General features: G+C 71.9%; 21 protein-coding genes. 18 read left to right on the forward strand and 3 right to left on the reverse strand.

All coding sequences use genetic code 11. The features are described from left to right. Window positions 1-193, reverse strand: a 193-nt coding sequence (locus tag AB0937_RS26725) for a hypothetical protein (protein WP_366714821.1), incomplete at its 3' end; no start/stop codon positions are given. Between the two features lie 179 nt (window positions 194-372). On the opposite strand from AB0937_RS26725, the gene AB0937_RS26730 reads away from it, so the two are divergent. The 8 genes from AB0937_RS26730 (at window position 373) to AB0937_RS26765 (ending at window position 10460) form a co-directional block, all read left to right on the forward strand. After that, window positions 373-1758 (forward strand): nitrate/nitrite transporter, encoded by a 1386-nt coding sequence (locus tag AB0937_RS26730; protein WP_366714823.1) that lies wholly within the window; start codon window positions 373-375, stop codon window positions 1756-1758. A 194-nt stretch (window positions 1759-1952) separates the two neighbouring features. Then, on the forward strand, window positions 1953-3101 hold the full coding sequence (locus AB0937_RS26735) for a uroporphyrinogen-III synthase (protein ID WP_366714825.1): 1149 nt from the start codon (window positions 1953-1955) through the stop codon (window positions 3099-3101). A 248-nt stretch (window positions 3102-3349) separates the two neighbouring features. Continuing rightward, the gene (locus AB0937_RS26740; protein ID WP_366714827.1) at window positions 3350-3943 is read left to right on the forward strand and encodes an ABATE domain-containing protein; all 594 of its coding nucleotides are present in this window, start codon (window positions 3350-3352) and stop codon (window positions 3941-3943) included. 352 nt (window positions 3944-4295) lie between these two features. Beyond that, a complete protein-coding gene (locus AB0937_RS26745) occupies window positions 4296-4817 on the forward strand; it encodes a sigma-70 family RNA polymerase sigma factor (RefSeq protein ID WP_010039908.1) in 522 nt (173 codons plus the stop codon). After that, window positions 4817-5647, forward strand: coding sequence for an anti-sigma factor (locus AB0937_RS26750; protein WP_281403871.1), 831 nt, complete (start codon window positions 4817-4819; stop codon window positions 5645-5647). Before AB0937_RS26745 ends, AB0937_RS26750 begins: the two co-directional genes overlap by 1 nt. Window positions 5648-5772: 125 nt before the next feature. Continuing rightward, on the forward strand, window positions 5773-8070 hold the full coding sequence (locus AB0937_RS26755; protein WP_366714830.1) for a UvrD-helicase domain-containing protein: 2298 nt from the start codon (window positions 5773-5775) through the stop codon (window positions 8068-8070). 331 nt (window positions 8071-8401) lie between these two features. Continuing rightward, window positions 8402-9835 (forward strand): NAD-dependent malic enzyme, encoded by a 1434-nt coding sequence (locus AB0937_RS26760; RefSeq protein WP_366714832.1) that lies wholly within the window; start codon window positions 8402-8404, stop codon window positions 9833-9835. 343 nt (window positions 9836-10178) lie between these two features. Beyond that, window positions 10179-10460: an HU family DNA-binding protein gene (locus AB0937_RS26765; RefSeq protein ID WP_003990598.1), complete on the forward strand. Its 282-nt coding sequence runs from the start codon at window positions 10179-10181 to the stop codon at window positions 10458-10460. Window positions 10461-10746: 286 nt separating this feature from the next. Here AB0937_RS26765 and murA read toward each other — a convergent pair whose 3' ends face one another. Then, the gene (gene murA / locus AB0937_RS26770; protein WP_234845601.1) at window positions 10747-12087 is read right to left on the reverse strand and encodes a UDP-N-acetylglucosamine 1-carboxyvinyltransferase; all 1341 of its coding nucleotides are present in this window, start codon (window positions 12085-12087) and stop codon (window positions 10747-10749) included. A 252-nt stretch (window positions 12088-12339) separates the two neighbouring features. Here murA and AB0937_RS26775 point away from each other — a divergent pair, with 252 nt between their 5' ends. The 10 genes from AB0937_RS26775 (at window position 12340) to AB0937_RS26820 (ending at window position 25441) form a co-directional block, all read left to right on the forward strand. Continuing rightward, on the forward strand, window positions 12340-12912 hold the full coding sequence (locus AB0937_RS26775) for a YqgE/AlgH family protein (RefSeq protein WP_366714952.1): 573 nt from the start codon (window positions 12340-12342) through the stop codon (window positions 12910-12912). A gap of 29 nt (window positions 12913-12941) precedes the next feature. After that, window positions 12942-13217, forward strand: coding sequence for a DUF3039 domain-containing protein (locus AB0937_RS26780; protein WP_053669953.1), 276 nt, complete (start codon window positions 12942-12944; stop codon window positions 13215-13217). 211 nt (window positions 13218-13428) lie between these two features. Next, a complete protein-coding gene (locus AB0937_RS26785) occupies window positions 13429-14727 on the forward strand; it encodes an extracellular solute-binding protein (protein WP_366714838.1) in 1299 nt (432 codons plus the stop codon). A 152-nt stretch (window positions 14728-14879) separates the two neighbouring features. Further along, window positions 14880-15731 (forward strand): sugar ABC transporter permease, encoded by an 852-nt coding sequence (locus AB0937_RS26790; RefSeq protein ID WP_366714954.1) that lies wholly within the window; start codon window positions 14880-14882, stop codon window positions 15729-15731. Beyond that, entirely contained in the window at window positions 15728-16573 is an 846-nt protein-coding gene (locus AB0937_RS26795) for a carbohydrate ABC transporter permease (protein ID WP_366714840.1), read from the forward strand. The genes AB0937_RS26790 and AB0937_RS26795 overlap by 4 nt, the downstream gene beginning before the upstream one ends. Window position 16574: 1 nt before the next feature. Beyond that, on the forward strand, window positions 16575-18197 hold the full coding sequence (locus AB0937_RS26800) for a beta-N-acetylhexosaminidase (protein WP_366714842.1): 1623 nt from the start codon (window positions 16575-16577) through the stop codon (window positions 18195-18197). Window positions 18198-18456: 259 nt separating this feature from the next. Further along, window positions 18457-19350, forward strand: a complete 894-nt coding sequence (locus tag AB0937_RS26805) for an FAD binding domain-containing protein (RefSeq protein ID WP_366714844.1) — start codon at window positions 18457-18459, stop codon at window positions 19348-19350. Further along, window positions 19347-21626 carry a 2Fe-2S iron-sulfur cluster-binding protein gene (locus AB0937_RS26810; RefSeq protein WP_366714846.1) on the forward strand — a complete coding sequence of 760 codons (2280 nt, stop codon included), beginning with the start codon at window positions 19347-19349 and terminating at the stop codon, window positions 21624-21626. Before AB0937_RS26805 ends, AB0937_RS26810 begins: the two co-directional genes overlap by 4 nt. Continuing rightward, a complete protein-coding gene (locus tag AB0937_RS26815; protein WP_366714848.1) occupies window positions 21623-23941 on the forward strand; it encodes a molybdopterin cofactor-binding domain-containing protein in 2319 nt (772 codons plus the stop codon). The genes AB0937_RS26810 and AB0937_RS26815 overlap by 4 nt, the downstream gene beginning before the upstream one ends. A 333-nt stretch (window positions 23942-24274) precedes the next feature. Next, window positions 24275-25441, forward strand: a complete 1167-nt coding sequence (locus AB0937_RS26820) for an SUKH-4 family immunity protein (protein ID WP_366714850.1) — start codon at window positions 24275-24277, stop codon at window positions 25439-25441. Window positions 25442-25451: 10 nt separating this feature from the next. Here AB0937_RS26820 and AB0937_RS26825 read toward each other — a convergent pair whose 3' ends face one another. Then, the gene (locus AB0937_RS26825) at window positions 25452-26744 is read right to left on the reverse strand and encodes an LPXTG cell wall anchor domain-containing protein (protein ID WP_366714852.1); all 1293 of its coding nucleotides are present in this window, start codon (window positions 26742-26744) and stop codon (window positions 25452-25454) included. Window positions 26745-26822 lie beyond the last annotated feature (78 nt).

Here is a 26822-nt window from a genome sequence, read left to right on the forward strand (position 1 = left end):
CCCGGGCCCGTACGCCGCTCAGCCCGCCCCGGGCCCGTACGCCGCTCAGCCCGCCCCGGGTCCGTACGCCGGTCAGCCCGCGCAGGCTCCGTACCCGGCCCAGCCCGCGCCGGGCCCCTACGGTGCGCAGCCCCCCGGGCCGTACGGCCCGCCGTACCACCAGCCGCAGTCCCAGCCTCAGCAGAACCCCCACTGGCAGCCCCCGCAGCACTGACGCGGAAACCTCCCGGAACCTCTCATCCCGCCCGAGCGCGGGGTGAGAGCAAAGTTCCCTCGCGGTCACCCGCTGCCACAGGCAGGAAACGCGCCCTCTCTACCTTCGGGGTCAGTCACCGGAAGTACGACCGAGTCCCGGAGCACAGTGGAGGCGTCATGACAGGCCCTGGCACGGCACCCGCACCCCCGAGCAAGGGCGGACGCTGGATCCAGCACTGGGATCCGGAGAACGAGACGTTCTGGAAGGAGACCGGAGAGAAGGTCGCCCGCCGGAACCTCTACTTCTCCGTCCTGTCCGAGCACATCGGATTCTCGATCTGGACCCTGTGGTCCGTGCTGGTGCTCTTCATGGGCCCGGAGTACGGGCTCACCCCGGCCGACAAGTTCATGCTGACCTCGATGGTCACGCTGGTCGGCGCCGTCGTCCGCGTCCCCTACACCTTCGCCGTGGCGATCTTCGGCGGACGGAACTGGACGATCATCTCCGCGGCCCTCCTGCTGATCCCGACCTGCGCCGCGTTCACCGTGATGGAGCCGGGCACCTCCTTCTCCACCTTCCTGCTCGTCGGCCTGCTCGCCGGTATCGGCGGTGGCAACTTCGCCTCCTCCATGACCAACATCAACGCCTTCTTCCCGCTGCGGAAGAAGGGCTGGGCTCTCGGCCTCAACGCGGGCGGCGGCAACATCGGCGTACCGGTGATCCAGCTCGCCGCGCTCGGGATCATCGGCGCCGGCGGCGGGCCGCGAGTGCTGCTCGGGATCTACATCCCGCTGATCGTCGTGGCCGCCGTCATGGCCGCGCTGTTCATGGACAACCTGGAGAACGTCAAGAACGACACCGGCGCCGCCAAGGACGCCGCGCGGGACGGCCACACCTGGATCATGTCCTTCCTCTACATCGGCACGTTCGGGTCGTTCATCGGCTACAGCTTCGCCTTCGGGCAGGTCCTCCAGAACCAGTTCGGACGCACCCCGCTGGAGGCGGCGTACGTCACCTTCATCGGTCCGCTCCTCGGCTCGCTGATCCGGCCCCTGGGCGGCTGGATGGCCGACAAGTACGGCGGCGCGAAGATCAGCCTGTGGAACTACGTCGCCATGGGTGTCGCCACGGCGGTCCTGATCGGCGCCTCCATGGAGAAGTCGCTGGCGCTGTTCACCGGGGCGTTCGTGGTGCTGTTCGTGCTCAGCGGGCTCGGCAACGGCTCGACGTTCAAGATGATCCCGGGCATCTTCCAGAACAAGGCCCTGGCCAAGGGGCTCCAGGGCGAGGAGGCGGCGGCGTACGGGCGGCGGCTGTCCGGGGCGTCCATGGGCCTGATCGGTGCGGTCGGCGCGCTCGGCGGTGTCGGCATCAACCTCGCCTTCCGCCAGTCCTTCCTCTCCTACGGTTCGGGTACCGGGGCGTTCGTCGCCTTCCTCGCCTTCTACGCGGTCTGCTTCGTCGTCACCTGGGCCGTATACCTTCGCCGTACGGCTCCCCGGGTACCCGTCACCACGACGACCTCGGAGGCGGAGCCGCAGCTCAGCTACGCCGAAGTGTGACGCTGTGCTGATCCGGGGGACGACCCCCGGGCCCCCGGCCGAAGCCCGTGGCCGTCGGGCCGGCGGAAAACGGCATCGGTAACACCGTGGACATCACACCGATCCGAGCCTGTCACGAGCCGTTGACAGGCTCGATCGGCATGCAGGTACGCCGTACCCATGAAGTACGACGACTCGAGTGCGGGACGAGAGCCATGTACGAAGAACAGCGACCGGACCACGGACCCCTGGCGGGTTTCACCGTGGGTGTGACGGCAGCGCGCCGGGCCGACGAGCTCGGCGTGCTGCTGCAGCGACGCGGTGCCGCCGTCCTGCACGCCCCTGCCCTGCGGATCGTGCCGCTCGCCGATGACAGCGAGCTGCTGGCCGCGACGAAGGAGATCATCGAGCAGGTGCCGGACATCGTCGTGGCCACGACCGCGATCGGCTTCCGGGGCTGGGTCGAGGCCGCCGACGGCTGGGGGCTGGGGGAGGAGCTGCTGGCGCGGCTGCGCGACGTACGGATCCTGGCGCGCGGTCCGAAGGTGAAGGGCGCGGTCAGGGCGGCCGGGCTGACCGAGGAGTGGTCGCCGTCGTCGGAGTCCATGGCGGAGGTGCTGGACCGGCTGCTGGAGGAGGGCGTCGACGGGCTGCGGATCGCGATCCAGCTGCACGGTGAGCCGCTGCCGGGGTTCGTGGAGGCGCTGCGGGAGGGCGGGGCCGAGGTGGTCGGGGTGCCGGTCTACCGCTGGATGCCGCCGGAGGACATCGCCCCGGTCGACCGGCTGCTGGACGCGACTCTCGCCCGGGCCCTGGACGCGGTCACCTTCACCAGCGCCCCCGCCGCGGCCTCCCTCCTGTCCCGGGCGAAGGACCGCGGACTGCTCGACGAGGTCCTGGCGGCACTGAGCCACGACGTCCTGCCGGCCTGCGTGGGGCCGGTCACCGCCCTGCCCCTGCAGTCCCGCGGCATCGACACGATCCAGCCGGAGCGCTTCCGGCTCGGCCCGCTGGTCCAGCTCCTCTGCCAGGAACTCCCCGGGCGGGCACGCTCCCTGCCCGTCGCCGGGCACCGCGTGGAGATCCGCGGCCACGCCGTCCTGGTCGACGACGACCTCAAACCGGTCCCGCCCGCCGGCATGGCCCTCCTGCGTGCCCTCTCCCGGCGCCCCGGCTGGGTCGTCGCCCGCGCCGACCTGCTGCGCGCCCTGCCGGGCTCCGGCCGTGACGAACACGCGGTGGAGACCGCCATGGCCCGCCTCCGCACGGCCCTCGGCACCCCGAAGCTGATCCAGACGGTGGTCAAGCGGGGCTACCGCCTGGCACTGGACCCGAGCGCGGAGACGAAGTACGCGGACGCGTGAGACGGCCCCGGGGTTGAGCCGGAACCCGCCGATCTGATGTCGCAAGACGTGGGGCCCGTCCGGGGACTCAGCGGGGGCGTGGCGCAATGCGCCGGCGTGGCCGGAACGCGTGCCGCACAGGTGTGTGCGAGGGGTTTCCGGCTCCGCCGCGGGCAGGCACTGTATGAGGGAGCGGTCCACCGGCCCTCTCACCGGTGTCCCACCGATGCCCTCGCGACCGGGGTGAACCCCTAGGCGGTGACAGGCACATGGCACTGAGTACGGCCACGGCCTCCCACGAGCTGCGCTTCGACGCCGGGCGGATCTGTCTTGACCTGCTCTCCACCACGCACCCCGAGGAGCGGCTCGACTCCGTGGACGTGCTGCGCGCCTGGATCACCGGCTCCGGGCTCGTCCCGGCCGGCACCGGCCTGGCCCACGCCGACACCGGCTGGCTGCTCGCCTTCCGTGAACTGCGGGACCAGGTCGACCGGTTGGTGCGCTGCCGGCCGAGACCGGGGGTCGCCACGTACGACCTCGCCCTCGCCCGGGTCAATGACCTGGCCCGCACCGCGCCCCCGGCCCCGCGCGCGGTCCGCGGCGAAGACGGCCAGCTGCTGCGGCGGTTGGACGGCCCACCCGGCTGCGCCGCCCTGCTCGCGGTCGTCGCCCGGGACGCCGTCGACCTGCTGACCGACCCCGTCGCCCGCGCGGCGCTGCGCCAGTGCGAAGGCGACAACTGCCCCATCGTCTACCTCGACACCTCACGCGGGCGCAGACGGCGCTGGTGCTCCAGCGAGGTCTGCGGGAACCGCGAGCGCGTCGCCCGGCATCGCCGCCGCGCGGCACTCACGCGCGCGTGAAACGGAATTGAGTGGTCCGTGCACTCAATTCCCTTGTCCTAAATGCCACTTCTGCGACCGCGCCGCCAAAGTGATTTCGGTTACATGTCGTTTACCTACGGCACCGTAGGGAAGGCCTGGCTCGATCTTGCCGATGTGGCGGAAATGTAAAGAACGCGGGGTTGGAATGTGACCCCATGTCCCGCTCGTCACGTCATCTCGAAGAAATATGTCGGATCCCTTTGAACGCCCAACCTCTCGTTTGCGTACGGCATGTGGAGCGACCGACTGGGGGAACCCCCGGACATCGGAGGTGGGCGTGCGCAAGGATTCCGTCGTGGCCAATGAACGTGCACCGAGGGCCCGACATCGCATGTCCCAGCCCTCGGAACCCGACGAGGAGCTGATGCGTGCGCTCTATCGCGAACACGCCGGACCCCTGCTGGCATACGTCCTGCGCCTGGTCGCCGGAGACCGGCAGCGCGCCGAGGACGTCGTGCAGGAGACGCTCATCCGTGCCTGGAAGAACGCCGGTCAGCTCAACAGAGCGACCGGTTCGGTACGCCCCTGGCTGGTGACGGTCGCCCGGCGCATCGTCATCGACGGCCACCGCAGCCGGCAGGCCCGGCCGCAGGAGGTCGACCCGTCGCCGCTGGAGGTCATCCCCGCGGAGGACGAGATCGACAAGGCGCTGTGGCTGATGACTCTCTCGGACGCACTCGACGACCTGACCCCCGCCCACCGGGAGGTGCTCGTCGAGACGTACTTCAAGGGGCGTACCGTCAATGAGGCGGCCGAGACCCTGGGCATACCCAGCGGCACCGTCCGCTCCAGGGTGTTCTACGCCCTGCGTTCGATGAAGCTGGCACTGGAGGAGCGGGGGGTGACGGCGTGATGAGTGTTTACGGGGGTAACCAGGGGTTCGGCACGGGAGGCATGGGTATGTCTGGTCCCATGCAGGAATCTCCGGTGCCGAACGAGCACGAGACCGTCGGCGCCTACGCCCTCGGCATCCTCGACGACGCCGAAGCGACCGCATTCGAGGCCCACCTCGCGACCTGCGAATGGTGCGCCCAGCAGCTCGACGAACTGGCCGGCATGGAGCCCATGCTCGCCGCGCTCGCCGATCTGCCCGGCTCCGGCAGCACACCCGCGATCGGCGACTCGCTGTCCGCGAAGCCCAGGCCGCGCCTGGTGGAGAAGCTGGTCGACGAGGTCGCCGACCGCCGCGCCCAGAAGCGCCGCCGCAGCTTCTACATGGTGGCCGCGGCCGGCGCGCTGATCATCGGCGGCCCGTTCGTCGCGGTCGCGACGAACGGCGGCGACAGCGGCGGCGGTGCCGAGAACCGCCCGCTCGCGGCGAGCCCCGCCAAGGCCGCCTTCGACGGCATCTCCGACAAGATCACCGCCACCGACCCGAACACCAAGGTCTCCGCCACCGTCGCCCTGCAGAAGAAGGACTGGGGCACGGGCATGGTCCTGGAGCTGAAGAACGTCAAGGGCCCGCTCAAGTGCGCCCTCGTCGCGGTCGGCAAGAACGGCGAGCGCGAGACCCTGTCCTCCTGGTCCGTCCCGGAGTGGGGTTACGGCCTCCCGGACGCCAAGTCCGACAAGGCCAAGGAGCCCCTGTACGTCCAGGGCGGCGCCGCCTTCGAGCCGAACGAGATCGACCACTTCGAGGTCGTGACCTTCGACGGCAAGCGGCTGGTCGAGGTCGACGCGTAGACCCGTCCGGTCGTCCGGCAGGCGCCATTGGGGGCAACAGCCCCGCGCCTGCCGCCGGCCCGTAGCCTCCAGGGGCCCCCTTCGCGTACGGTTGACGGCTGCCCAGCACGTCAGAAGGGGGCCCGGTGGCCGCTCAGGCTCACAGACAAGACGCGGTCGGTTCGGTGCACGACTCGGTTCGTGACCGGGAGATCCACGTCGAACAGGAACACCTGGACCGGGTGTACCGGCGCCTCGAGGAGAAGATCCACGAGGCGGAGTTCCTGATGCAGGACGCGGCCCGGCGCGGCCAGGTCGGCACCCCCGGCGCACTCGCCGAGCGGGACGCGCAGGTCTTCCGCGCGGGCATCCACCTCAGCCGGCTCAACAACGAGTTCGAGGACTTCCTCTTCGGCCGTATCGACCTCCTGACCGGCAAGGACGGCAAGAAGGGCCCCGACGGGGCGTACACCGCCATCGAGCCGGCGGAGGGCGCCGTACGCCCCGACAACACCGCCGACATCGCCGAAACCCTGCACATCGGCCGCATCGGAGTCCTCGACCAGGACTACGCGCCGCTGGTCATCGACTGGCGGGCCCCGGCCGCCGCCCCCTTCTACCGCTCCACCCCGGTCGACCCCGGCCGTGTCGTCCGCCGCCGCGTCATCCGCTCCAAGGGCCGCCGGGTGCTGGGCGTCGAGGACGACCTGATGCGCCCCGAGCTGACGGCGTACCTCGACGGCGGCGAGCTGCCCGTCATCGGCGACGGCGCCCTGATGGCCGCGCTCGGCCAGGCCCGCAGTCACACGATGCGCGACATCGTCGCCTCCATCCAGGCCGAGCAGGATCTGGTCATCCGCGCCCCCGCCGCCTCCGTGACGTACGTCGAGGGCGGCCCCGGCACCGGCAAGACCGCCGTCGCCCTGCACCGCGCCGCCTACCTCCTCTACCAGGACCGGCGCCGCTACGCGGGCGGCATCCTGATCGTCTCCCCGACCCCGCTGCTCGTCGCCTACACCGAGGGCGTGCTGCCCTCCCTCGGCGAGGAGGGCCAGGTCGCCATCCGCGCCATCGGCTCCCTGGTCGAGGGCAGCGAGGCCACCCTCTACGACTCCCCGTCCGTGGCCCGCGCCAAGGGCTCCTCGCGCATGCTCAGGGTGCTGCGCAAGGCCGCGCGCGGCGCCCTGGAGCTGAACGACCCGCCGGCCCGGCTGCGCGTGGTCGCCTTCGGCCGCCGCCTGGAGCTGGAAGCCACGGAACTGGACGGCATCCGCCGCGCCGCACTCGGCGGCACCGCCCCCGTGAACCTGTTGCGCCCCCGCGCCCGCAAGCTCCTCCTGGACGCCCTGTGGGAGCGGTCCGGCGCGGCCGGCCGGCACACCGACCCCGAGCTCGCCGCCGAGTTGCGCTCCTCCTTCGACGAGGACATCACCTCCGAGGACGACTTCATCGCCTTCCTCGACGCCTGGTGGCCGGAGCTGACCCCGGCCGCCGTCCTGGACGCGATGGCCGACGAACGCCGCCTCGGCCGCTGGGCCCGCCGGATCCTCAACCCCGGCGAGGTCCGCAAGGTCGCCCGCTCGCTCAAGCGCGAGGGCCGCTCGGTGCACGACATCGCCCTGCTCGACGAGCTCCAGGCCGTCCTCGGCGCCCCGGCCCGTCCCCGCAGAAAGCGCGAACTCGATCCGCTCGACCAGCTCACCGGCCTGGAGGAGCTGATGCCGGTGCGCGAGGAGTCGCAGCGCGAGCGGGCTGAACGCCTCGCCCAGGAGCGCGTCGAGTACGCCCACGTCATCGTCGACGAGGCCCAGGACCTCACCCCGATGCAGTGGCGGATGGTCGGCCGCCGCGGCCGGCACGCCACCTGGACGGTCGTCGGCGACCCGGCGCAGTCCTCCTGGTCCGACCCGGACGAGGCGGCCGAGGCCCACGACGAGGCGCTCGGCACCCGCCCCCGCCGCCGCTTCGAACTCACGGTGAACTACCGCAACCCGGCCGAGATCGCCGAGCTGGCCTCGAAGGTCCTCGCCCTCGCCATGCCCGGTTCCGTGTCGCCGAAGGCGGTCCGCTCCACCGGCGTCGAGCCGCGCTTCACGGTCGTCGAGGACACCTTGGCCGCCACCGTCCGCGACGAGGCGGCCCGCCTGCTGGAGCGCGTCGACGGCACCGTCGGCGTGGTCGTCGCCATGCAGCGCCGCGAGGAGGCCCGCCGCTGGCTCACCGGCCTCGGCGACCGGGTCGTCGCCCTCGGCAGCCTGGAGGCCAAGGGCCTGGAGTACGACGCGACGGTCGTGGTCTCCCCGGCGGAGATCGCCGACGAGTCACCGGCCGGCCTGCGCGTCCTCTACGTCGCGCTGACCCGGGCCACCCAGCAGCTCACGGTCGTCTCGGCCGGCCGGGACGAGCCCGACGCGGCGGGAGTTCCGGACCTGCTCAGGGATTGACGCCCCCTACCCAGTCGCCGGCGAAATGAACTACCGCTACGGGAATGGCCTTACGGAATCTGTTTGTTAGCCTGGATGTGGCACCGGCTCGATCCAAGCCCCCGGGCCCAACCTTCGTCGCTACGAGCGACCACTTGCCGCGAGGCGAGCATGGCGGGTCGGTGCCACTTATGTGTGAAGAGACCCACGTCCCAGTGACGTGGGTCTCTTTTTGCTGCCCCATTCCGCGAACAAAACGTTCGCAATCGAGGGCGGCTACCTGCTACTCAGCGGTAGGTGCGACGATCGGACGGCACAACTCAGCGTCAGGTGAAAGCAGAGGAAGTCGGCCATGGCAACGGCGCCCAGCGTCTCCTACTCGATGACGGTCCGGCTGGAGGTGCCCGCGAGCGGAACCGCCGTCTCGCAGCTCACCACCGCCGTGGAGTCCTCCGGAGGCTCGGTGACCGGCCTCGACGTCACCGCATCCGGTCACGAGAAGCTCCGTATCGACGTCACCATCGCCGCGACGTCGACCGCGCACGCGGACGAGATCGTCGAGGAACTCCGCGGCATCGAGGGCGTCACCCTGGGCAAGGTCTCGGACCGGACCTTCCTCATGCACCTCGGCGGCAAGATCGAGATGGCGTCGAAGCACCCCATCCGCAACCGTGACGACCTCTCCATGGTCTACACGCCGGGCGTGGCCCGCGTCTGCATGGCCATCGCCGAGAACCCCGAGGACGCCCGCCGCCTCACCATCAAGCGCAACTCCGTTGCGGTCGTGACGGACGGTTCCGCCGTGCTGGGCCTCGGCAACATCGGCCCCAAGGCCGCGCTGCCCGTCATGGAGGGCAAGGCGGCCCTCTTCAAGCGGTTCGCCGGCATCGACGCCTGGCCGATCTGCCTCGACACCCAGGACACCGACGCGATCGTCGAGATCGTCAAGGCGATCGCCCCCGGGTTCGCCGGCATCAACCTCGAGGACATCTCCGCCCCCCGCTGCTTCGAGATCGAGGCCCGGCTGCGTGAGGCCCTCGACATCCCCGTCTTCCACGACGACCAGCACGGCACCGCCATCGTCGTCCTCGCCGCCCTGACGAACGCGCTGCGCGTCACCGGCAAGACCATGGAGAACATCCGTGTCGTCATGTCCGGCGCCGGCGCGGCCGGTACGGCCATCCTGAAGCTGCTGCTCGCCGCGGGCGTCAAGAACGCCGTCGTCGCCGACATCCACGGTGTCGTGCACGCGGGCCGCGAGGACCTCGTCGACGCCGCCCCGGACTCGGCGCTGCGCTGGATCGCCGACAACACCAACCCCGAGGGCCTCACCGGCACCCTGAAGGAGTCCGTGCACGGCGCCGACGTCTTCATCGGCGTCTCCGCCCCGAACGTCCTCGACGGCGACGACGTGGCCGCCATGGCCGACGGCGCCATCGTGTTCGCGCTCGCGAACCCGGACCCCGAGGTCGACCCGGCAATCGCCCGCCAGACCGCGGCCGTTGTCGCCACCGGCCGCTCGGACTTCCCGAACCAGATCAACAACGTGCTGGTCTTCCCGGGTGTCTTCCGCGGTCTGCTGGACGCGCAGTCCCGGACCGTCAACACCGAGATGATGCTGGCCGCCGCGACGGCCCTCGCCGACGTGGTGAGCGAGGACGAGCTGAACCCGAACTACATCATCCCGAGCGTCTTCAACGACAAGGTCGCGGGCGCGGTCGCCGGTGCCGTGCGGGAGGCCGCCAAGGCGGTCGGCGCGACGGCGGGCAGCCCGGCCGGCGTCTGAGGCCGGGGCGGGGCCGGGCCCCCGGGGCGGGGGCCCGGGCAGCCGTGGGCCCGGACTGTGAGTAACCCCACGGCAGCCTGGAACCCGGCGCGTCGCAAGAACCCTGTCAGCAGCGGAGCTATCGTGGCGCAAGGCTCAGGCCCTCTTTTCGTGTGACTCCCCAAGGGTGTTCTCACGACTCCGGCGGGTGCCGGATTGGCTTTCCCGCCGCAGGTAGGGGCAGGATGCGTCCCTGGGCGCGAGGGTCTGACGACGGACCCGGGTCCGGGGACTCAACGAGGACCCTGGCAGCATCGGCTTCGATCTGACGCCTCAACGGCAAGATGAACACGGGAGTAACAACATGAACCGCAGTGAGCTGGTGGCCGCGCTGGCCGACCGCGCCGAGGTGACCCGCAAGGACGCCGACGCCGTGCTGGCCGCGTTCGCCGACGTCGTCGGCGACATCGTCTCCAAGGGCGACGAGAAGGTCACCATCCCCGGCTTCCTGACCTTCGAGCGCACCCACCGTGCCGCTCGCACCGCCCGCAACCCGCAGACCGGCGAGCCCATCCAGATCCCCGCCGGCTACAGCGTGAAGGTCTCCGCGGGCTCGAAGCTCAAGGAAGCGGCCAAGGGTAAGTAAGCGGCCCGTTGCGTGCGCCGTGGGCAACTGCGGGCCCGCCAGTGGCCGGCCGCGCAGTTCCCCGCGCCCCTTCGGGCGCGCCACGCACAGTCGCACCACATGCCGAGGGGCGGCCACCTGATTCCAGGTGGCCGCCCCTCGGCGTATGCGCCACATGACTACCCGAGCGCCTTGCCCGGCAGCTCGACCTTCGCGCCCGGCTCGACCGGTTTCTCCATGCTGTGCTTGCCCGGGGGGTGACCCCCGGACCCCCAGCCGGAGGACGGGCGTGGCCGTGGAGCCGGGATCAGCCGAGTGCCTTGCCCGGCAGCTCGACCTTCGCGCCCAGCTCCACCAGTTTCTCCATGAAGTTCTCGTAGCCGCGGTTGATCAGGCCGATGCCGTGGACGCGGGACGTGCCCTGGGCTGCCAGGGCCGCGATCAGGTACGAGAAGCCGCCGCGGAGGTCGGGGATGACCAGGTCCGCGCCCTGCAGCTTGGTCGGGCCCGAGACGACGGCCGAGTGGAGGAAGTTGCGCTGGCCGAAGCGGCAGTTCGAGCCGCCCAGGCACTCGCGGTAGAGCTGGATGTGCGCGCCCATCTGGTTCAGCGCGGACGTGAAGCCGAGGCGGGACTCGTAGACCGTCTCGTGGATGATGGACAGGCCCGTGGCCTGCGTGAGCGCCACCACCAGCGGCTGCTGCCAGTCGGTCTGGAAGCCGGGGTGGACGTCCGTCTCCAGCGCGATGGACTTCAGCTGGCCGCCGGGGTGCCAGAAGCGGATGCCCTCGTCGTCGATCTCGAACGCCCCGCCCACCTTCCGGTAGGTGTTCAGGAACGTCATCATCGAGCGCTGCTGGGCGCCGCGGACGTAGATGTTGCCCTCGGTCGCCAGCGCCGCCGACGCCCAGGACGCGGCCTCCAGGCGGTCCGGGAGGGCGCGGTGGTTGTAGCCGCCGAGCTGGTCCACACCGGTGATGCGGATCGTCCGGTCGGTGTCCATCGCGATGATCGCGCCCATCTTCTGCAGCACGCAGATGAGGTCCTCGATCTCCGGCTCGACGGCCGCGTTGGACAGCTCCGTGACGCCCTCGGCGAGGACGGCCGTCAGCAGCACCTGCTCGGTCGCGCCGACGGACGGGTACGGCAGGGCTATCTTCGTACCGCGCAGCCGCCGGGGCGCCTCCAGGTACTGGCCGTCCGCCCGCTTCTCGATCTTCGCGCCGAACTGCCGCAGCACCTCGAAGTGGAAGTCGATGGGCCGGCCGCCGATGTCGCAGCCGCCGAGGCCGGGGATGAACGCGTGGCCGAGGCGGTGCAGCAGCGGTCCGCAGAACAGGATCGGGATACGGCTCGAACCGGCGTGGGCATCGATGTCAGCGACGTTCGCGCTCTCCACGCGCGTCGGATCCATCACCAGTTCGCCGGGCTCGTCACCCGGGCGGACCGTCACACCGTGCAGCTGCAGCAGACCCCGCACGACTCGGACGTCGCGGATGTCCGGAACATTGCGCAGCCGGCTCGGAGCGCTGCCCAGCAGCGCTGCGACCATGGCCTTGGGTACGAGGTTCTTCGCACCGCGGACACGGATCTCGCCCTCCAGCGGGGTTCCGCCGTGGACAAGCAGGACATCGTCGTTGACGGTCATGAATCTCGCGTTCCATGGAGTCGGGCAGGGGCCAGGAGGGAAAGGGTAATCGCCCTCCACCCCCCTTCTGTATGCCTGAGTCGGACCCAGCCACGTCATAGCTCTGTCACAACACGAACCGTTCCGTACCGGACACATGGGGTCACGGCCGGTTTCGTGCGCGTGGGATGCTTCACTGCGCCCTGAGCTGCGTTCCCTCTCCGTGCCGCATTGCCTCCCCACGCGCGGGGAGAATGCGGGATCATGTCTGCCATGACCGAGGTGTCCTCGCTCACAGGGCGGTTGCTCGTGGCCACCCCCGCCCTGGCGGACCCGAATTTCGACCACGCGGTGGTGCTGCTCCTCGACCACGACGAGGAGGGCTCGCTCGGCGTCGTCCTCAACCGCCCCACCCCGGTGGACGTGGGCGACATCCTGGAGGGCTGGGGGGATCTCGCCGGTGAGCCCGGCGTGGTGTTCCAGGGCGGCCCGGTGTCACTGGACTCGGCCCTCGGTGTCGCCGTCGTCCCCGGTGGCGCGGCCGGGGAGGCCGCCCCGCTGGGCTGGCGCCGGGTGCACGGCGCGATAGGCCTGGTCGACCTGGAGGCCCCGCCCGAGCTCCTGGCCTCGGCCCTCGGCTCCCTGCGCATCTTCGCCGGGTACGCAGGCTGGGGCCCGGGCCAGCTGGAGGACGAGCTGGTGGACGGCGCGTGGTACGTGGTCGAGTCGGAGCCCGGTGACGTCTCGTGCCCGTCTCCCGAGCGGCTCTGGCGCGAGGTGCTGCGCCGCCAGCGCAACGAGCTGGCGATGGTGGCGACGTACCCGGACGACCCTTCGCTCAACTGATGCGTGTGAGCTTCAGTACCCTTGGCCCTATGAGCACTCTCGAGCCCGAGCGCGGGACTGGTACGGGGACCCTCGTTGAGCCGACGCCGCAGACCTCCCACGGTGACGGTGACCACGAGCGCTTCGCCCATTACGTCCAGAAGGACAAGATCATGGCGAGCGCCCTCGACGGCACTCCCGTCGTGGCGCTGTGCGGCAAGGTCTGGGTACCGGGCCGCGACCCGAAGAAGTACCCCGTGTGTCCCATGTGCAAGGAGATCTACGAGTCCATGAGCTCCGGGGACGAGGGCAAGGGCGACCAGTAGGTCCGGACTGCGGGCCGTGAGGCCCCCAGGGTGCGTTGTGCGCGCCCTGGGGGCTTTTGTGCTGTCCGGGCGTTGCGCAGGGTGCGTCCCCCGGTCACAGAGTGGTTGAGACCTCTTGTGGGCATGTTCATGCAGTCCCTAGCCTCCGAGGTGTTGTGCACAGCGAAACCTTCATTGCGCATGTTGCAACGCACCTTCGGAGGAGCACTCCATGAAGCTGTCCGTCCGTACCGCCGGGCTCGCCGCGCTCGCCGCCCTGCTCGCCACCGCCTGCGCGCCACAGACCTCCTCGAACTCCTCCTCCGACGAGGACGAGAAGACCGGCACGCTGCGCGTGTGGCTCTTCCGGGAGGTCGGCAACGCCCCCAAGGAGAAAGTCGTCGACCGTGTCGTCGCCGACTTCGAGAAGACGCACCAGGGCACCGAGGTCGACGTCGAGTACATCCCGGTCGACACCCGCGCCCAGCGCGTCAAGGCCGCCTTCAACGACCCGGCCTCCGCGCCCGACGTGATGGAGTACGGCAACACCGACACGGCCGGCTACGTGAAGGACGGCGGACTCCTCGACGTCACGGAGGAGTTCGGCGACTGGGCCGAGGCGAAGGACACCGACCCGACGGCGAAGCAGTCGGTGACGGTGGACGGCAGGCTCTACGGCGCCCCGTTCTACGTGGGCGTCCGCGCCCTGTACTACCGCACGGACGTGTTCGAGGAGCTCGGCCTGTCCGTCCCGCGAACGATGGACGAACTCGCCGCCACGGCCCGCGAGATCCGCGCCGCCCGGCCCGAGCTGTACGGGCTGGTGGTCGGCGGCGCCTACACCTACGGCGCGATGCCGTTCGTGTGGGCCAACGGCGGTGAACTCGCGAGCGGCAAGGGCGGCTCCTACGCGTCCGGCATCGACAGCCCGCAGTCCCGCAAGGGCATCAAGGCGTACACATCCCTCTTCGGCGACGACAACTGCCCCGCCGCCAAGTGCGCGGGCATGGGCGGCAACGACACGGTCTCCGCGTTCGCCGCGGGGAAGGCGGGCATGGCGATCGGCGGCGACTTCAGCCACACCGCCGTCGAGGCCGGGAAGGTCAAGGGCAAGTACGCCGTCGTCCCGCTGCCGGGGGTGAAAGCCGGCTCGATCGCTCCGGCCTTCGCCGGCGGCAACAACATCGGTGTCCTGAAGAGCACGTCCCACCGCACGCTCGCCGTCTCGCTGATGGAGCGGCTCGCGTCGAAGAGGACGCAGAGCGAACTCTTCGACGCGATGGGCTTCCTGCCCACCTTCACGGACGTCCGGCAGCAGGCCGCGCGGCGGGAGCCGTTCGTGAAGCCCTTCGTGCGGACCCTCTCCGCGGGCACCGAGTTCGTCCCCGCGTCGCCCGCCTGGGCACAGATCGACTCCTCCCTCGTCCTGCCGACGATGTTCCAGGAGGTCATCAGCGGCAAGAAGGACGTCACCAAGGCCTCCGAGGACGCCGCGAAGAAGATGAACTCCGCGTTCGGCTCCGCGGGGTGAGCCCGGTGAACGGCCGCAGCGCCGTGAAAACCCCCGCGGCCGCCGCCGTGGCGACCGCGAGCGCCCCCCGGCCCTTGAGCAGGACCGCTGACGCACGGGGCGGGCGCACCCCGCGGGGAGCCGCACGCGGCAGAGGCGGCTGGACCCCTTGGCTGTATCTCGCGCCCGCACTCCTCGTCCTCGGGGCGCTGCTCGTCTACCCGATCTACCAGCTCGGGCTGATCTCCTTCTTCGAGTACACCCAGGCGCAGGTCAGCGGAGGGGAGCCGGCCACCTTCGAAGGGTTCGGGAACTACGGCGAACTGTTCGGGGACCCGCAGTTCTGGCAGGTGCTGCTCGCCACCGTGCTGTTCGCGGCGGCCTGTGTCGTCTCCACGCTCGCCGTGGGCTGCGCGCTGGCCGTGCTCCTCACGCGCGTCCGGGCCGTGCCGCGTCTCACGCTGATGCTGGCCGCCCTGGGCGCGTGGGCGACCCCGGCCGTGACCGGCTCCACGGTGTGGCTGTTCCTCTTCGACCCGGACTTCGGCCCGGTCAACCGGATGCTGGGCCTCGGCGACCACTCGTGGACCTACGGCCGGCTCAGCGCGTTCTTCCTGGTGCTTCTCGAAGTGGTGTGGTGCTCCTTCCCGTTCGTGATGGTGACCGTGTACGCGGGGATCCGCGCCGTACCCGGCGAGGTGCTGGAGGCCGCCGCCCTGGACGGCGCCTCGCAGTGGCGCGTCTGGCGCTCCGTACTCGCCCCGATGCTCCGGCCGATCCTGGTCGTCGTCACCATCCAGTCGGTCATCTGGGACTTCAAGGTCTTCACCCAGATCTACGTCATGACGAACGGCGGCGGCATCGCCGGCCAGAACCTGGTCCTGAACGTCTACGCCTACCAGCAGGCCTTCGCGTCCTCGCAGTACGGCCTGGGCTCGGCCATCGGGATCGTGATGCTGCTGATCCTGCTCGCCGTCACGCTGGTGTACCTGCGGCTGCTGCGCCGTCAGGGGGAGGAACGGTGAATCCGCTGCGCGCCCGTGTGCGCCGCCCCGGCCGCCTGGCCGCCGAGGCCTCCACCCTGCTGATCGCGGCCGTCGTCGCCTTCCCCCTGTACTGGATGGTACTCAGCGCCTTCAAACCGGCCGGGGAGATCGAGTCGAGCGAAGCCAGGCCCTGGACGCTCGCGCCCTCCCTGGATTCCTTCCGGCGTGTCTTCGGGCAGCAGGAATTCGGCCGCTACTTCCTCAACAGCCTCGTCGTGGCGGGTTGTGTCGTGGTCGTCTCCGGGCTGATCGCGTTTCTCGCCGCGACCGCCGTCACACGATTCCGCTTCCGCCTTCGCACCAGCCTTCTGATCATGTTTCTGATCGCCCAGACGGTGCCCGTGGAAGCCCTCACGATCCCCCTGTTCTTCCTCATGCGGGACGCCGGTCAGCTGAACACCCTGGGCTCGCTGATCCTGCCTCACATCGCCTTCTCGCTGCCCTTCGCGATCTGGATGCTGCGGGGGTTCGTGAAAGCCGTTCCGGAGGCGCTGGAGGAGGCCGCGTACATCGACGGGGCGAGCCGGGCGCGATTCCTCTGGCAGATCCTTTTCCCGCTCGTCCTGCCGGGTCTCGTGGCCACCAGCGTGTTTTCGTTCATCTCCGCCTGGAACGACTTCCTGTTCGCCAAGTCGTTCATCATCAGCGACACCTCGCAGTCGACGCTGCCGATGGCCCTGCTCGTCTTCTACAAGCCCGACGACCCCGACTGGGGCGGAGTCATGGCCGCCTCCACGGTCATGACGATCCCGGTCCTGGTCTTCTTCGTACTCGTACAGCGGCGCCTGGTCTCCGGACTGGGCGGAGCGGTGAAGGACTGACGTGACCGAACTGATCCCGGCGCCCCGCGGTGCCGTCGCCGGTTCCGGCGAAGCAAGGCTGACGCGCCACTCCCGGCTCTGCGCCGACACCGCGACGGAGGGCGTCGCCCGCTGGCTGGGCGCCGCCCTCCGGCAGGCCACCGGCCTGCCGCTGCGCGAGGGGCGGGAGCCCGGCGACGCCGAGGGCGGCATCGGTCTGCGACTCGGCCCCGGCCTCGGCCCCGAGGAGTACCGCCTCGTCAGCGACGGTTCCGGCGTCCTCGTCGAGGGCGGCGACGCGGCCGGTGTCTTCTGGGGCGCCCAGACCCTGCGCCAGCTCCTCGGCCCCGACGCGTACCGCAGGGCCCCGCTCGATCGCGAGCGCACCTGGACCGTGCCCCACCTCACGATCGAGGACGCCCCCCGATTCCGCTGGCGCGGCCTGATGCTCGACGTCGCGCGGCACTTCATGCCCAAGGAAGGCGTGCTGCGCTACCTCGACCTGATGGCGGTGCACAAACTCAACGTCTTCCACTTCCATCTGACGGACGACCAGGGCTGGCGCATCGAGATCGAGCGGTATCCGCGGCTGACCGGGATCGGCTCCTGGCGGGACCGCACGAAAACCGGCCACCGAGCCTCGCCCTTGTGGGAGGACAAGCCGCACGGCGGCCACTACACCCAGGACGACATCCGGGAGATCGTCGCCTACGCCGCCGACCGGCATATCACCGTCGTCCCCGAAATCGACGTACCGGGCCACTCACAGGCGGCCATCGCCGCGTACCCGGAACTCGGCAACACCGACGTCATCGGCACCGAGGACCTCTCCGTCTGGGACACCTGGGGAATCAGCCCGAACGTACTCGCCCCCACCGACAACACCCTGCGCTTCTACGAAGGCGTCTTCGAGGAAGTGCTCCGGCTGTTCCCCTCGGAGTTCGTGCACATCGGCGGCGACGAATGTCCCAAGGGGCAGTGGCGGCGGTCGGAGACGGCCCAGGCGCGCATCAGGGAACTCGGGCTCGCCGACGAGGACGAACTCCAGTCCTGGTTCGTCGGGCACTTCGACACCTGGCTCGCCGCGCGCGGGCGGCGGCTGATCGGCTGGGACGAGATCCTGGAGGGCGGCCTGGCGAAGGGCGCGGCCGTGTCGTCCTGGCGCGGCTACGCCGGAGGCATTGCCGCCGCCCGGGCCGGACACGACGTCGTCATGTGCCCGGAGCAGCACGTGTACCTGGACCACCGTCAGGATGGGGGCCCCGAGGAGCCGGTACCGATCGGGTGGGTGCGCACCCTGGAGGACGTCTACCGGTTTGAACCCGTTCCCCCGGAGTTGACGCCCGGGGAGGCCCGGCGCGTGCTGGGCACGCAGGCCAACCTGTGGACCGAGGTGATGGAGGACCAGGCGCGCGTGGACTACCAGGCCTTCCCCCGCCTCGCGGCCTTCGCCGAGGTCGCCTGGAGCGCCCTGCCCGCCCCGGCGGAACGGGACTTCGCCGGTTTCCAGCGCCGTATGGCCGCGCACTACCGGCGCCTCGACGCCCTGGGCGTCGCCTACCGGCCACCCACCGGCCCGCTGCCCTGGCAGCGGCGCCCCGGGGTGCTCGGCCGCCCGATCGACGGCCCGCCGCCCAGCCGGTAGCCGGACCGGTCGCGACCGAACAGCTCGAACAAGCCACGGAAAAAGCGCACAAGGGTCACCGAAAGTGCCAATCGGCATGCACTATCGAACCTGTGCGAAAACGGACCATCTCGCCGGTGAGGTGGGCGAATGCCTCCTAGCGGACCCGTGTCTTCGGCTCTCGCCAAGATGTGCCAGAGTTGCCACGTCCGCCCTGTCAGCACGTACCGTACGGCAGCACAGGTGGGACCAGGTGGGGCAGCGGGAAGGGGCAGCCGGTTTGACCACGCACGCACCGCAGGCGGCGCAGGCCGTCACGCTGCCCACGACGCTGGACGAGGCCGTCGCGGCGCTCACCGCCGTGCCCGCCGCCGTACCCGTCGCGGGCGGCACCGACCTGATGGCCGCCGTCAACTCCGGGCAGCTCAGGCCCGCCGCCCTGGTGGGACTCGGCCGGATCAGCGAGATCCGCGGCTGGCAGTACCTGGACGGCCACGCGCTGCTCGGCGCTGGCCTCACGCACGCGCGCATGGGCCGCCCCGACTTCGCGGCCCTCATCCCGGCGCTCGCCGCCGCGGCGCGCGCGGCGGGCCCGCCGCACATCCGCAACGCGGGCACCCTGGGCGGCAACATCGCCTCGGCCGCCCCCACCGGCGACGCGCTGCCGGTGCTGGCCGCCCTGGAGGCGACCCTGATCGTCGCGGGCCCGGCCGGAGCCCGCCGGGAGATCCCGGTCTCGCACCTGCTCGCCGGGATGGACATGCTGCGCGCCGGTGAACTCATCGGCTATGTGCGCGTGCCGCTGCTGCACGCCCCGCAGGTGTTCCTGAAGGCGACCGGCCGGACCGGCCCGGGGCGCGCGGTGGCGTCCGTGGCCCTGGTCCTGGACCCCGCCCGCCGGGGCGTGCGCTGCGCGGTGGGCGCCATAGCGCCGATGCCGCTGCGGCCCCTGGAGGCGGAGCAGTGGGTCGCCGGCCTCATCGACTGGGACAACAACCGCGCGCTCGTCCCGGAGGCACTGACCGCCTTCGGGGAGTACGTCGCCGCGGCCTGCATCCCCGACGCGGCGCCGGCCGAGGACGGTTCGGTCCCGCAGCTGCCGCCCGCCGTACTGCACCTGCGGCGCACCGTCGCCGCGCTGGCCCGACGAGCACTGGGGAGGGCGCTGTCGTGACCGACGACCAGCACGGAGAGGGCACGCCCCGGGGCCGGAGCCGCTGGGACCCGCTGCCCCAGGGCGAGTACGACGACGGCGCCACCGCCTTCGTCGAACTGCCTGAGGGTGGCGTCGACGCCCTGCTGGCCGCCGACAGCCCCCTCGCCGCGCCCGGCCACGGCTACGTGCCGCCGCAGATAACGGTCGCCCCCGCGACGACGGCCGGAACCGACCCGGCGGCCACGGGCGCCTGGCCGGTGCCCGGCGCGCCGGTCGACGGGGCGCAGTGGCACGACCCGAACGCCGCACACCAGCAGCACGGTCACGAGCACGGCACGCATCAGCAGCACGGCCCCGGGCAGGGCGCCCACCAGCAGGGCCACGACGTGCCCGAGCAGCCCTACGGCGGCTCCGAAGCTCCCTACGACCCCGGTACGCCCTACGGCCCCGACGCGACGGCACGGCCGCACGGCGACGACCGGTTCACGTACAACCCGGGGGCGACCGGGCAGTGGCACTTCGAGGAGACCGCGGGGACCCCCGCCGAAGGCGCGCCCGGCCATGACGTGACCGGGCAGTGGTCGATCCCCGTCGCCGGGGGCGACCTTCCGGACGAGTCAGGCGAATTCACCACGTCCTCGCTGGTCGAGCAGTGGGGCGGCACCCCACCGGCCACACTGCCCGGTGGCGCGCCCGCGCCCTGGGCGACGCAGGCCACGGGCCGGCCGTGGGGGCAGGACCCGCAGGACACGGCGGGGCAGGAGGAGGCCCGGCCGGGCTTCCCCCACGAGCAGGGGGACGACCAGGGCGACGCCGCCCCCGCCCTCGGGTACGCCCCGGACCCCGGATACGCCCCGGAGCAGCAGGCCGCCGGGCCGCTGCCGCAGGAGGCGGGCCCGGAGACCGGGCCCGGGCACCACGCGCAGGACGTTCAGGCGCCGGGCGCCCACGAGGACACCGGCCACGGTCACGCGCATCGGCCCGGGGAGTTCGGCCACGGGCCGGAGCCCCTCGGGAACGCCGGCCACGGGCCGCAGACGCCGGGCGACGGCCACGCGCCGCAGCCGCCGGAGGCCGCCGCGTACGCGCCGGGGGAGCCCGGGACGGCCGGTCACGCCGTCGACCCGTCCCGTTACGCCGGCCACGGGGCCGAACCGTCCGACTTCGAAGACCACGGGGCCGAGCCGTCCGGTTTCGCCGAGCACGGCCCGGAGCACCCGGACTTCGCCGAGCACGGGCCCGAGGGGCCCGGCACCGCCGGTCACGCGCCCGGGCAGCCGTACGGCGAGGCCCATGACGGGTTCCCCGGGGAGCCCGTACCCGAGGCGCACCCGGAATCCGCCGCGCCGGCGCCGGACGCCCAGGACGCCTCACAGGCCGCTCCCGGCCTCGGTGAGGCCGGTGCGCCCTCCGAGCCGACCGAGGACACTCCAGGGGCCCCAGAGGCCGCCGACGGCCCCTCCGAGCCCGCTGCCGGGCCCCTCCCGGACCTCGCGGACACCGACGCCGGCACCGGCCCGGAGGCCGTCGACGGCGAGACCCCGGCCGAAGACCCGGCCCCGGACCAGGAGCCGGCCACCGCCGCGGCCACCCCGTCCGCGGCCGCCCCCCACGACGTGCCCCCCGCGGCCCCCCAGGAGGAACACCCCCTCGCCTCCTACGTCCTGCGCGTCAACGGCACCGACCGCCCCGTCACCGAAGCGTGGATCGGCGAGTCCCTGCTGTACGTGCTGCGTGAGCGGCTCGGACTCGCGGGCGCCAAGGACGGCTGCTCGCAGGGCGAGTGCGGCGCGTGCAACGTCCAGGTCGACGGCCGGCTCGTGGCGTCCTGCCTGGTCCCGGCCGTCACCGCGGCCGGCAGCGAGGTCCGGACCGTCGAGGGCCTGGCCGAGGACGGGCAGCCGTCGGACGTGCAGCGGGCGCTCGCCCGCTGCGGTGCCGTGCAGTGCGGCTTCTGCGTCCCCGGCATGGCGATGACCGTGCACGACCTGCTGGAGGGCAACCCGGCGCCCACCGAGCTGGAGACCCGGCAGGCGTTGTGCGGCAACCTGTGCCGCTGCTCGGGCTACCGGGGCGTGGTGGACGCCGTCAAGGAAGTCGTCGCCGAACGCGAGACCCACTCCGCGCCCGGCGACGGCGACACCGACGAGGCCCGCATCCCGCACCAGGCGGGCCCGGGCGCCGGTGGCGTGAACGCGTCGGCCTTCGGGGCACCCCCGGAACCGCACGCCCCCGGGCCGCACTCCCCGGAAGCGCATGACCAGCCCTACGGCCAGGACGGAGGCCCCGCGTGAGCAACGAAGCAGCCACCGCACAGGCCGCGCAGGCCGCGGAGGCCGCGCCCGCCCCGGAACCGCTCCCGCACGGCATCGGCGCCTCGCTCCCGCCCGCCGACGCCCGCGCCAAGACGGAGGGCACCTTCCCGTACGCGGCCGACCTGTGGGCCGAGGGCCTGCTGTGGGCGGCCGTGCTGCGCTCACCGCACCCGCACGCGCGCATCCTGTCCATCGACACCACCCACGCGCGCGAGATGCCCGGCGTCCGCGCCGTCGTCACCCACGAGGACGTCCCCGGCGTCCGGTTGCACGGCCGCGGCACGGCCGACCGCCCCGTCTTCGCCTCCGAGGTCGTGCGCCACCACGGCGAGCCCATCGCCGCCGTCGCCGCCGACCACCCCGACACCGCGCGCATGGCGGCGGCCGCCGTCATCGTCGAGTACGAGGTGCTCGACCCGGTGACCGACCCGGAACAGGCCTTCGAGGCCGAGCCGCTGCACCCCGACGGCAACCTGATCCGGCACATCCCGCTGCGCCACGGCGACCCGGAGGCGGCCGGCGAGATCGTCGTCGAGGGCCTGTACCGCATCGGCCGCCAGGACCCCGCGCCCATCGGCGCCGAGGCGGGCCTGGCCGTACCGCGCCCGGACGGCGGGGTGGAGCTGTACCTCGCCTCCACCGACCCGCACGCCGACCGCGACGCCGCCGCAGCCGCCTTCGCTCTGGAACCCGAACGCGTCAAGATCGTCGTCACCGGGGTCCCCGGTGCCACCGCCGACCGCGAGGACCAGGGCTTCCAGCTCCCGCTCGGGCTGCTCGCGCTGCGCACCGGCTGCCCGGTGAAGCTCACCGCCACGCGCGAGGAGTCGTTCCTCGGCCACGTCCACCGGCACCCCACCTTGCTGCGCTACCGCCACCACGCCGACGCCGAGGGCAGACTCGTCAAGGTCGAGGCGCAGATCCTGCTCGACGCGGGCGCCTACGCCGACACCTCCTCCGAGGCCCTGGCCGCCGCCGTCGCGTTCGCCTGCGGCCCGTACGTCGTCCCGAACGCCTTCATCGAGGGCTGGGCCGTACGCACCAACAACCCCCCGTCCGGTCACGTACGCGGCGAAGGCGCCATGCAGGTCTGCGCCGCCTACGAGGCGCAGATGGACAAGATCGCCCGGAAACTCGGCATCGACCCGGCGGAGGTACGGCTGCGCAACGCCCTGGCGACCGGCGACGTGCTGCCGACCGGGCAGACCGTGACCTGCCCGGCCCCGGTCGCCGAACTCCTCCAGGCCGTAAGGGACTTCGAGCTGCCGCCACTGCCCAAGGACACGCCCGAGGACGAGTGGCTGCTGCCCGGCGGACCCGAGGGCGCGGGGGAGCCGGGCGCGGTGCGCCGGGGCGTGGGCTACGGCGTGGGCATGGTGCACATGCTCGGCGCGGAGGGCGCCGACGAGGTCTCCACGGCGACCGTGAAGGTCCACGACGGGGTCGCGACGGTCCTGTGCGCGGCCGTCGAGACCGGCCAGGGCTTCACGACGCTGGCCCGGCAGATCGTCCAGGAGACCCTCGGCATCGACGAGGTCCACGTGGCGCCGGTCGACACCGACCAGCCCCCGGCGGGCGCGGGCTGCCGCGGCCGCCACACCTGGGTCTCGGGCGGGGCGGTGGAGCGCGCGGCGAAGATGGTCCGCACGCAGCTTCTGCAGCCGCTCGCGCACAAGTTCGGCATGTCGACGGAGCTGCTCCAGATCACCGACGGCAAGATCACGTCGTACGACGGGGTCCTCTCCACGACCGTCACCGAGGCACTGGACGGCAAGGAGCTGTGGGCCACCGCGCAGTGCCGCCCGCACCCGACCGAGCCGCTGGACGAGACCGGCCAGGGCGACGCCTTCGTAGGCATGGCCTTCTGCGCGATCCGCGCGGTGGTGGACGTCGACATCGAGATCGGGTCCGTACGGGTCGTGGAACTGGCCGTCGCGCAGGACGTGGGCCGTGTCCTGAACCCGGCCCAGCTCACCGCCCGGATCGAGGCGGGGGTGACCCAGGGCGTCGGTATCGCGCTCACCGAGAACCTCCGCACGCCGCGCGGCCTGATCCGCCACCCCGACCTGACCGGCTACGCCCTGCCGACCGCCCTCGACGCCCCCGACATCCGCATCGTCCGGCTGGTCGAGGAACGGGACGTGGTCGCGCCCTTCGGGGCCAAGGCGGTCAGCGCGGTGCCGGTGGTGACGTCCCCGGCGGCCATCGCGTCCGCCGTTCGCGCCGCGACGGGCCGCCCCGTGAACCGCCTCCCGATCCGCCCCCAGGCGGCGGTGGTCACGGAACGGGGCTGAGGCTGTACTGACGCCTGACGCCTGACGCCTGACGCCTGACGCCTGACGCCTGACGCCTGACGCCTGACGCCCTATGGGTGAGGCCCGGGGCGCGGCGTCCCAAGCCCGTTGGTTGAAAACGGAAGTTGAGCATGCGAAGAGGGAACGCGAGAGGGTGCTCCGAGCGTCTTGTGAGGTGAGCGCGCCGTGTCGCCGGGCGCGCGTCGCCGGTCCGGGGCGTTGTCAGTGGTGGGGCGTACTGTTCTGGGCAGTGGGGAACGGCTGCCGGGCTGGGCCGGGCGATTCCGCCGTGCCCCGCCGGGGGACGGTGAGCGAGCACATGCGGGGGAGCCCATGAGTACGACCGACGCCGGTTGCGCGGTGATCACCCTGACCGAGTCCGACCTGGACCCGTGGGTCACGCACGCGTCCACGCGGCACTGGCTGACCGGCCCCGGACTGCCCGGCGACAGCGGTGTGCTGAGCTTCGCCGAGCTGAGCCGCGACGGCCTGCGCACGGTCGCCGACTCGACCGCCGACCCGGACGGCCGCCTCCCGGCCGAGCTGCGCGAGCAGCTGGTGATAGGCGGACTGCTGGGCCCGGGCGCCCTGGAGACGGAATCGGTCCTGCTGGACGGCGCGACGGGCGAGATCTCGACGGCGTACGTCCTGCACGACCGCCCCGACCTGATGGACCGCCGCCCCCTGGCTCCCTCGCTGCGGACACTGGTCCGCTTCGCCGAGGCCACGGACGAACTGGCCGGCCTGCGCGGCCAGTTCGCCTCCTACGCGGGCCGCTACGGCCCCAAGGCGGTGGCGGAGGCGTCCCAGCACCTGCTGGCGGTGTTCCGCGACGGCGCGGACGGCGAACCGGCCCCGTTCTGGAAGATGGCGGCGCTGATCCGCCCCTTGTCCCTGGTGGCGGGCCGCGGCGGCGCGTCCGGCCTCTCCCTGGACCTCCCGCACCGCCTCCTGGACCAGGAGTTCGGCCCCGGCAAGGTGGCGCGCTTCGAGGACGTCGACTTCCCCGCGACCCTCACGCACGAGCCGACCCGCCGCTTCCTGCGCGAGGTGGGCCTGCCGGAGGACGCCCATGTCTTCTCCCTGGACACCGACGTCCCCCTGGCGACGCTCACCGAGTACTACGCCGATACCGACACCCCGGTGGAACTCCCGGCCGGGGCCCACCGCCTGATCCGCCTCGGCCACCTCGTCGAGGACAACAGCCTGGTGGTCGACGGAGCGACGGGCGCGGTGCTGAACTGGAGCGAACCCGAGGCGACCCTGTATCCGCTCAACACGGACGTGTCGACCCTCGCCTTCACCCTCTGGCTCCTGCACCGCGAGCGCGCGATAGACGCCGGGTCGTCCCACGAGCTGACCACCGACACCTATGACCAGCTGGCCATGACGATGCTTCAGGTGCTCTCGACGGTGGACCCCACCGGCGTCACCGCGGACAGAACCGTCCGTCACTACTGGACGGACGCCTTCCAGGACGAGGCCGGCGGGGTGCTCTGACGGGCTGCCGTCAGGCGGACCCGGCGGACCGGGCGGCGCTTCGGCGACGCACGGCGAAGACCAGACCGCCGCCGATCACCGCTGCGGCGGCCGCGGCACCGGCGAGGAGCGGGGTGCCGTCGGAGCCGGTCGTGGCGAGGCTGCCCCCGGTGGTGCTGCCGGTCGTGGTGCCGGTGGAGCCAGCGGCCGAGGCGCCCGCCGAGTCCGACGCCGAGGCGGAGGGAGAGGCAGTGGCGCCCGTGCCGCCGGCGGCCTGGCCCTCGGGGTCGTTGCCGTTCCCGCCGTTGCCGGAACCACCGTCGGTGCCGTCCGACGGGCTCGGCCCGGGCTCGTAGTCGCTCGGCACGTCGATGCCGATCGACGCGATGTTGTTGGCGCGGTTCTTGTCGTACGCGGGGGCGATGTCGTAGACGGACGACGCCTTGATCTCGCCCTCGGTGTCCTGCGCGGACTTCTTGATCTTCAACGTGAAGGTGTACGCCAGGGACTGGCCGGCGTCGATCGTCCCGTTCTGCGGCCAGCAGACGTACTTGGGCTTGCCCGGGGTCCCCTGCGGTCCGCTCGGCCCGTCGATCCCGAACGGCGCGCAGTCCTTCGGCACCCCGACGGCGGTGGTGCCCGGCGGGATCTGCACCTGCAGGGCGGGGAGGTCGTCGCTCTCCTGATTCTGCACCCAGCCCGGGCCGTCGTTGCGCAGGGTCGCCGTGACCGACTGCTCCCCGCCGGCCAGCGCCTCCATCTCCTCACCGACGGCGACGAGATCGGCGGTGTTGTCCGCGGTCAGGGTGAGCCGCCGGTAGCTGTCGTCGAACCCCTCGCCCGGGGCGTCACCGGTCGCGCCGGTGCCGTACTCGACGGCCTCCATCAGGGCGTTGTCCAGGGCCTTGAACCGGACGGGGGTCGTGACCGAGCCACCGGGCTCTATGACGGTGTCGAGCTCGCAGACCGCCTGCCGGACCCGGTCCTTGACGGTCGAGTAGGTGCAGCCCTTCACCTGCCCGGGGAAGTCCAGCCCGCGCGTCAGACGCACCCGGAAGGTGACCCCGTCCACGGCGGCCGTGCCCTTGTTGGTGAGGGTGACGGACTGGTCGTAGACATCCCCCGGCTCGGGAGCCGCGGACGGCAGAGCCGACACGACCACCTGGGGCGCACCCTCCTCGGCGTGCGCCAGGGGCGCGACGACAGCGGGACCGGCGACGGCGAGCACGACGGCGGCCGGAACGGCTGCCGAGGGGCGGAGGTGCACGGGGTTCTCCTCGTCGAAACAGTGGGCGGACGGACCGGAGCATCGGCTACCGGTCATGTCCTGGACACCCGAGAGGTGCTCGGGGTTGTGCGGGACTCCCCACGGGTGCGGGCAGCGAACCCAGCAAGGACCGCA

This window comes from Streptomyces sp. NPDC047880, assembly GCF_040706515.1.
Lineage (GTDB): Bacteria > Actinomycetota > Actinomycetes > Streptomycetales > Streptomycetaceae > Streptomyces.